Source organism: Rhodococcus sp. T2V (assembly GCF_029269925.1).
Classification (GTDB): domain Bacteria; phylum Actinomycetota; class Actinomycetes; order Mycobacteriales; family Mycobacteriaceae; genus Rhodococcus_F; species Rhodococcus_F koreensis.
Genome location: NZ_JARJBD010000200.1, coordinates 1 through 5824 on the forward strand (window position 1 = coordinate 1; position 5824 = coordinate 5824).

General features: G+C 65.9%; 8 protein-coding genes. 1 reads left to right on the top strand and 7 read right to left on the bottom strand.

What is annotated here, in order from left to right:
- Window positions 1-472: 472 nt before the first annotated feature.
- From P3H15_RS52810 to P3H15_RS52825, 4 genes are all read right to left on the bottom strand, one after another.
- A complete protein-coding gene (locus tag P3H15_RS52810; RefSeq protein WP_276144627.1) occupies window positions 473-883 on the bottom strand; it encodes a PIN domain nuclease in 411 nt (136 codons plus the stop codon).
- Window positions 880-1101, bottom strand: a complete 222-nt coding sequence (locus P3H15_RS52815) for a ribbon-helix-helix domain-containing protein (RefSeq protein WP_276144628.1) — start codon at window positions 1099-1101, stop codon at window positions 880-882. The genes P3H15_RS52810 and P3H15_RS52815 overlap by 4 nt, the downstream gene beginning before the upstream one ends.
- Before the next feature lie 507 nt (window positions 1102-1608).
- On the bottom strand, window positions 1609-1998 hold the full coding sequence (locus P3H15_RS52820; protein WP_276144629.1) for a YtxH domain-containing protein: 390 nt from the start codon (window positions 1996-1998) through the stop codon (window positions 1609-1611).
- Window positions 1999-2491: 493 nt separating this feature from the next.
- A complete protein-coding gene (locus P3H15_RS52825) occupies window positions 2492-2902 on the bottom strand; it encodes a WGxxGxxG family protein (protein ID WP_276144630.1) in 411 nt (136 codons plus the stop codon).
- A 681-nt stretch (window positions 2903-3583) separates the two neighbouring features.
- On the opposite strand from P3H15_RS52825, the gene P3H15_RS52830 reads away from it, so the two are divergent.
- A complete protein-coding gene (locus tag P3H15_RS52830; RefSeq protein WP_276144631.1) occupies window positions 3584-3778 on the top strand; it encodes a hypothetical protein in 195 nt (64 codons plus the stop codon).
- Window positions 3779-3953: 175 nt separating this feature from the next.
- Here P3H15_RS52830 and P3H15_RS52835 read toward each other — a convergent pair whose 3' ends face one another.
- The 3 genes from P3H15_RS52835 to P3H15_RS52845 all read right to left on the bottom strand — a co-directional run bounded on the left by P3H15_RS52835 (window position 3954) and on the right by P3H15_RS52845 (window position 5422).
- Entirely contained in the window at window positions 3954-4349 is a 396-nt protein-coding gene (locus P3H15_RS52835) for a hypothetical protein (RefSeq protein WP_276144634.1), read from the bottom strand.
- A gap of 5 nt (window positions 4350-4354) precedes the next feature.
- On the bottom strand, window positions 4355-4945 hold the full coding sequence (locus P3H15_RS52840; RefSeq protein WP_276144632.1) for a serine/threonine protein kinase: 591 nt from the start codon (window positions 4943-4945) through the stop codon (window positions 4355-4357).
- A gap of 201 nt (window positions 4946-5146) precedes the next feature.
- The gene (locus P3H15_RS52845) at window positions 5147-5422 is read right to left on the bottom strand and encodes a hypothetical protein (protein WP_276144633.1); all 276 of its coding nucleotides are present in this window, start codon (window positions 5420-5422) and stop codon (window positions 5147-5149) included.
- Window positions 5423-5824: the final 402 nt, after the last annotated feature.

The window sequence follows — 5824 nt, forward strand, 5'->3', positions numbered from 1 at the left end:
GCGATCGATCCCCAGATCCTGCAGCTCATCGACGCGAACAAGGGACTGCTCCCGCAGTAGACCCCCGCAACTCACCGAAGAGGGGCCCTGCACCGATCCGGTGCAGGGCCCCTCGTCTGTCGCATGGTCAGCGGTTTGATCACCGTGTGCGGATGCGCGTACGGCAACGACTCCGCCGGCAGCGGAAACTCTGTGTCCTCGCCGAACGGGGACAATCCACCCGCACGGCTCGACGACAGGTTCGTCACAACCCCGGGGGGCGACGTCAAGCGGCGAGTCCGGCCCGACCGCCGCAGCCAGATGCGGTGGGGTGGTGCACCCGTTCACCTCCGGAGCCAGGTGAGGTTGCCGGCGGCCGGGCCGTGATCGGCCCCGAGCACAGCGACACGACCCGACCCGAGCACCCGTCGCCGGCGCCCGTACGTCCGCGGCCACTCGTGGTGGAGACCGGGCGGGGCACCTGTCCGGACCGCTAGGTCACCAGTCGTTCGAGTGGTTGGCCGGTTATCGCCGCGATCAGGTCGAAGTCCTTGTCCAGATGCAGAACCACTCGGTTGCCGATCTCCGCGGTCGCCGCGATGAGCAGATCCGGGATCGACGGTGCGCGATGTTGACCCCGTTCTGCCAGTTGCCGTTGCACCTCCAGGGCACGGTCTTCGATCGCGGGTGTCGAATACTCCAGGGGCATGGCCGATAGCGGTGGAGTGCGCCGTCCCCGCGTCAGATCATGGGCGGTACGGGCCGAATAGCCGACCTCGAGCAACGTGACGGTGCAGATGTGGACGAGACCGCGCTGGATTCGATTGGCCCACTGTTCGGCGTCCGGGCTGGTGCCCAGGCGCACCATCGCCGACTTGTCGATGAGCCACGTGGGGTCACTCATGCCCAGGCGTCGCGCATGACTTCGTCGTCGGCCAGGTCGGGGAAGTCTTGGGTGAACCGCACCAGGTCGGCGGTCGACACCGTGGTGGCGGTGCGACGCGCCTCCTGCTGCAGCTGACGACGCAGGAATTCGGTGCGCGAGATCCCAAGGCGGGCAGCGTGCTCATCGAGCAGCGCCAGGTCCTCCGCGGGAAAGTTGCGGATCAAAAAGTCGGACATGACAACCTCCTTGATATCACATGATATCACCACCCGGGTTCGGGGCTCGTGTGCTGGCGTCCTCCATTGCCGCAACTGCAGCAGCGGGTGAGTACCCCCACCTCACGCCTCGGTTCAGCATGGCCGCGGACCTCGCGTGTGGCGATCGGAAACACCGCCCGCAAGGCCGAACCGCCGCAAGGGCGGCCGACCATCGAAACTGAACTCGAACCAGCACTCGCTCACCGCCTGTCCGATGCGGGCGAGCACACCGTCGCCCAGAGTGCCGACATGCTGACAGTGCCGCACACCACGGTGTATGGGCATCTGAACAAGCGAAGGGTGGACATCGCACCGGTCACGCAGGAGATCGCCGTAGTCGTTGACCCGGCGGCGCCTACGTCTCGCACGTGCCCGACCTGCGGATACGAGCCAACCACTCGCTCGGTACCTGCGGGTGAGCGTGGCGGTCGTGAAATGATGCCCGGCGGGCACGGACCGGTCGACCGATTCCGTCCGGGAGGCGGCTCAGCCCGGATCGAGGGTGTGTCTGCCCGCGGTCGTCGCCGGTGGAACGGTCGGCTCGGTGACCGCCGGAGTTGCGACCACGGCCGCCCTGTCCCGCGGTCCTGCGGTGCTCGAGTGGACGTCCGCGGCTGCGGTGCCGGAGTCGATGTCCGCGCTGGTGGTGTGGCCGCGATGGGTGGCCTTCTTCGCCAACGCACCGACCTTCTGCTGCACCTGTGGGGCCTTGTCCTTCACGACGTGCGCCGCGTCACTTACCTTCTCCTGCACGGTGGGGTTGTGCCAGAGCTCGAGGGACTGATTCCTCATCTTCTCGTAGGTCTGGCGGCCGGCCCGGGTACCCGCGACGAAGCCCACGGCCACCCCGGTTGCGAAGATCAGCGCTTTTTCCATGACATTCTCCTGTGCTCGACCGTTCCGGTGCGGGGTGCGACATCTGCAACTCACATTCGCTGCGGTGACGCACCGGGTGGGTGGCCCTTTTCTGACTGACGGAGGCGTTTTCCCCTACCTCGGTGATGCCACCTCCGCTCGGACAGGAATCCAGATACCCCGACTGTCCTATACGCAATCACCATCCTGTGTGCCGAAGCAGACTGTCTGTCGTGCGTGTCGGTGTGATGTCGGCTCAGTGATGGATATCAGCGGGACGAAAGTCGCAGGGGATGGCGCGGTTCACGATCTGACCGTCCGGGTTGGTGTCACCGTCTTTCACCTGCAGCGATGTGACCCGCGGGTGCGTTCGATCATGCCCTCTCACCTCATGTTGTGATCATGTGAGGGAAGTCAGCATCTGGGTGAGCTGCGTCGACGGCGATGAACCTACGACACGAAGCGAGGCGCAGGGCCTGCGACGCTCCCGCCCGGGCCGATGCAGTCGTGAGTTTCACCGGGTATACCGGCGATCTCCTGCGCGAGGCCCGGCCGGCCGGGCCTGCTCGGCGGTACACGGGGCGTCGGGGTTACGCCTCGACGCCCCATGTGCCGGGTGGGGGTTGAACTCCGTTCTACGGGCGGTGGGATCGGTGCCGTACGTGGTGGTGGTCGTGGCCGGTGGCGTGGGTGTGCGGGTTTCGTTGCGGCGCTTGAGGCCGGCGAGTCCCAGCAGACCGGCCAGGCCGAGCAGACCCCACAGTCCGGTGTTGTCGCCACCGTCGTCGGTGTCGGTGGAATCGTCCTGCGCCTGCTGGGTGGCGGCTGGGGCATGGGCGGCCTCTGGCGTGGCGGCCTGTGCGAGTCCGGCACCACCGAAGGTGAGGATGGTCGCGGTGAGGGTGGCAACAATCGTCTTACGCATCGGGTTCTCCTGATCTTCCTCGAGTGACGAAACGCGGTCCCGCCTTCGGCGGGCGCCACTTCCGCTTGGTCAGAGATCCAAATACCCCGATCGATCACGAGCCAATCAGGAAAGTGTCATATCGAAGAGAAAGAAATCTGCCCTGCTCGGCACATATCCGATGTTTGCGGCGACCACGCCCGGCTGATTCTCCGTGCGAGGGGGCAAGCCGCGGATGCTCGTCGAGTTCGCTGATGCCCCGACCGCCACCATGACGTCGAGGTACCGAGTGCCGCCAGCACGAGGTCAACACGCATGCTTCCGGTGGGGAGTGCGAGGTGTTCCAGTCGACCTCGAGGATCAGAAGGAAGGCATGATTGCGTTCATAGCGAAGCGGTCACCATAGTTCACGCATCGTGAGGTTTCACGGATCACGAGGAAGGCCACGCACCGGGTATTCGATGCGTGGCCTTCCTCGTGTCGGGTCGTCAGCCAATGGTGTTGTATTGGCCGCGCCGGGCACGAGTTCTTGCGAATCAGACGAGCATGGAGGAACGACCAGGTCGCCTACCAGAGCGATGGGTCCGATCACGACGAGCGACACGCCCCATCAGGAGCTTCGTCATTCGTGGGCGTGCACTGTCGGCCCCGGGGGAACTGACGAGGGTGGCTCCTACGGTGGAGAACGGGGAGACATCGACGATGGAGACGCAGATCGCCAGTGCGCAGATCAGTGCCCATCCGGGAGGTTTCGGTGACGACGAGCGCGAGCGCGAGTGGGACGAGCGCCGCGAGCAGGCCCATGGTCGAGGTGAAGGCCGACACGAGACCCCGGACGATGCCCAGCAGGGCGGCGAGCAGCGGGATCCGCAGGCTGGCAACGGCGTCGCCTCGTGAGGAAGTCGACGGCGCCGAGGTGTTCGAGGACACCGACGTAGGTGACGATTCCACCGACGAGCAGGCCAGTGGACCAGTCGATCTTGTCAAGACCGGTTTGGACATGGAGGGGCCGATGAGGACGAGTAGCCCACCGAAAGCGAAGCTCGGGGCGCCGCTTTCGATCCGAGTCGGGCTACTCCACGACCGGATGGATCGCGGTACCGTCGTCCGGCGATCCACTGATCGAGCCGTGAGGGCGCCGACCGATATCGTCCTCGTCCTCATCCTCGCTGTCGTCGTCGACGGCGGGAAGGTTGAGGCCGTCGATGTCGGTGATGGGGTCGGCCGCGCTGTCCGGTGGCAGCGTGTCGACGGCTTCCCTGGCCAGTACATCAGGTTCTTCCTCGGCCAGTCGATCATCGAGTGATTCGCCTTCGCGCTCCTCCCGGAGGGTGGTGCCGAACTTGTCGGCTGCACTCCACCCCTCGGGTGGGTCGACCGTCTCATCGCCGTCGTTGTTGCGTATCTCATCGGGGTCGACACTTTCACTGGGGCTCAGGGTGTTGCCGGGCCCGTCCTCGATCGACATTGCCATCACTGTCCTTGTTGGTGCTGTGCCGGCTCGTCAGCAGTCTGTGGACCGGAGTCGGAGTCGACGGATGGTGGGAAATGATCAGCTGCGGGGTCGGTGAGGTTCAGTGTGGTGACGACGGGTTCGAGTCCGATCTGAGTCCATTCGGCGGCGATCGTCAGGAACGGGGTGGGCGGGGGTACAGGGATCCAGTAGTGCGGTTCGGTGCGGTAGATGCACATCCCGCCCTCCTCGGCGCGCACATCGGGGCGGGTGCGGTAGGGGTCGGCGACCGCGAGCTGTTCGGTGCCGATCCAGACATCGAGGTACGACCACCGCGCGGAACTGTCGCGGGCATCGGTGAGGGGGCGGGCCTGCATCCGCGCCGCCACCGCCGAGCGCCCCTCGGCGGTCAGTGCCAGGTGCACGTTCAACCCGGTCTCGAATGCGGTGATCCGCACCAACTGCAGCGTCAGGTGCGGTTGTGTGACCAGAGTGCGTCCGCCGTGGACCTCGGTGCCGCCGATCGGTGGTGGCGGGCTCTCGGGCCACCGTCGGATCGGCACCGGTGAGGTGTGGTGGTCCTGTTTGTGTTTCGCCGGCACAGTCAACACGCCTTCTGTCGTAGGGATGGGGACCGGGTCCCGAGGTCCCCGGTCCCGGGTACCCGGGACCGGGGACGAGGAAGCGGGAAAGCCGGTGCCGTGTCGACCTCTCGGCTCGCGTGACGCGGCATTACAGCTGCCGCGGTCCGGCGACATCAGGGCCTGTCCGATCCGCTGACCGGGTCGAGCCGTGCCCGGGAGTGGCTACAGTTATCGGGAGCGGTGCACCAGTTCCCACGGGTCCGGAACCGCGGGTTGGTGGCTGTCGGTGTAGCTCAGGGCGAGTGATTGGGCGTCGAAGGCGGCGAACCAGTCGTGCCAGTCGAGGTGTTCGAGGTCGGGGTGGCGGATGCCTAGGAAGTCGATCCGTAGTTGATTCCTACCGAGGGCACTGGTTGTGCTAGCCACGCGGGCCGGTGCCCCGTGGTGGATTTGGACCCAGTGGCGGATCTGTTCGTGGTCGCTGGTGATGTGCCGGGTGGTCATGACGGTGCTCCTGGTGCTGGCGGGGTGGGGAGTGACCCAGTGCCCTTTTCGCGGCCGCGGAGGCGGTGGGGTGCGCGTCGTGGGCAATGTTCTTGCCGATGGCGAGGGTGATGAGGGTGTGTGCGAGGGCAAACGGTGGGATGTGGTCGCGGCCCGCGTCCTGGATCGGTTCGGTGATCGCCTCCGGATGTGCAGCGTCGCAGCGCGATCAGAACTCCTTCGGCTATGTCGAGGACTCGGCTATGTCGAGGACGCGGGTTCCGTGTGCGTGCAGGTCGTCGATGTCGTTGCGGCAGTGGGTGTGTACTCATGGCCGGTCGTCGGTGTGTGTGGGCGCCGGGACGCGTTGGTTCGGGGTGGGACCGAGGTCGGGGAGGTTGCGAATACCGAATTTGTCTTTCA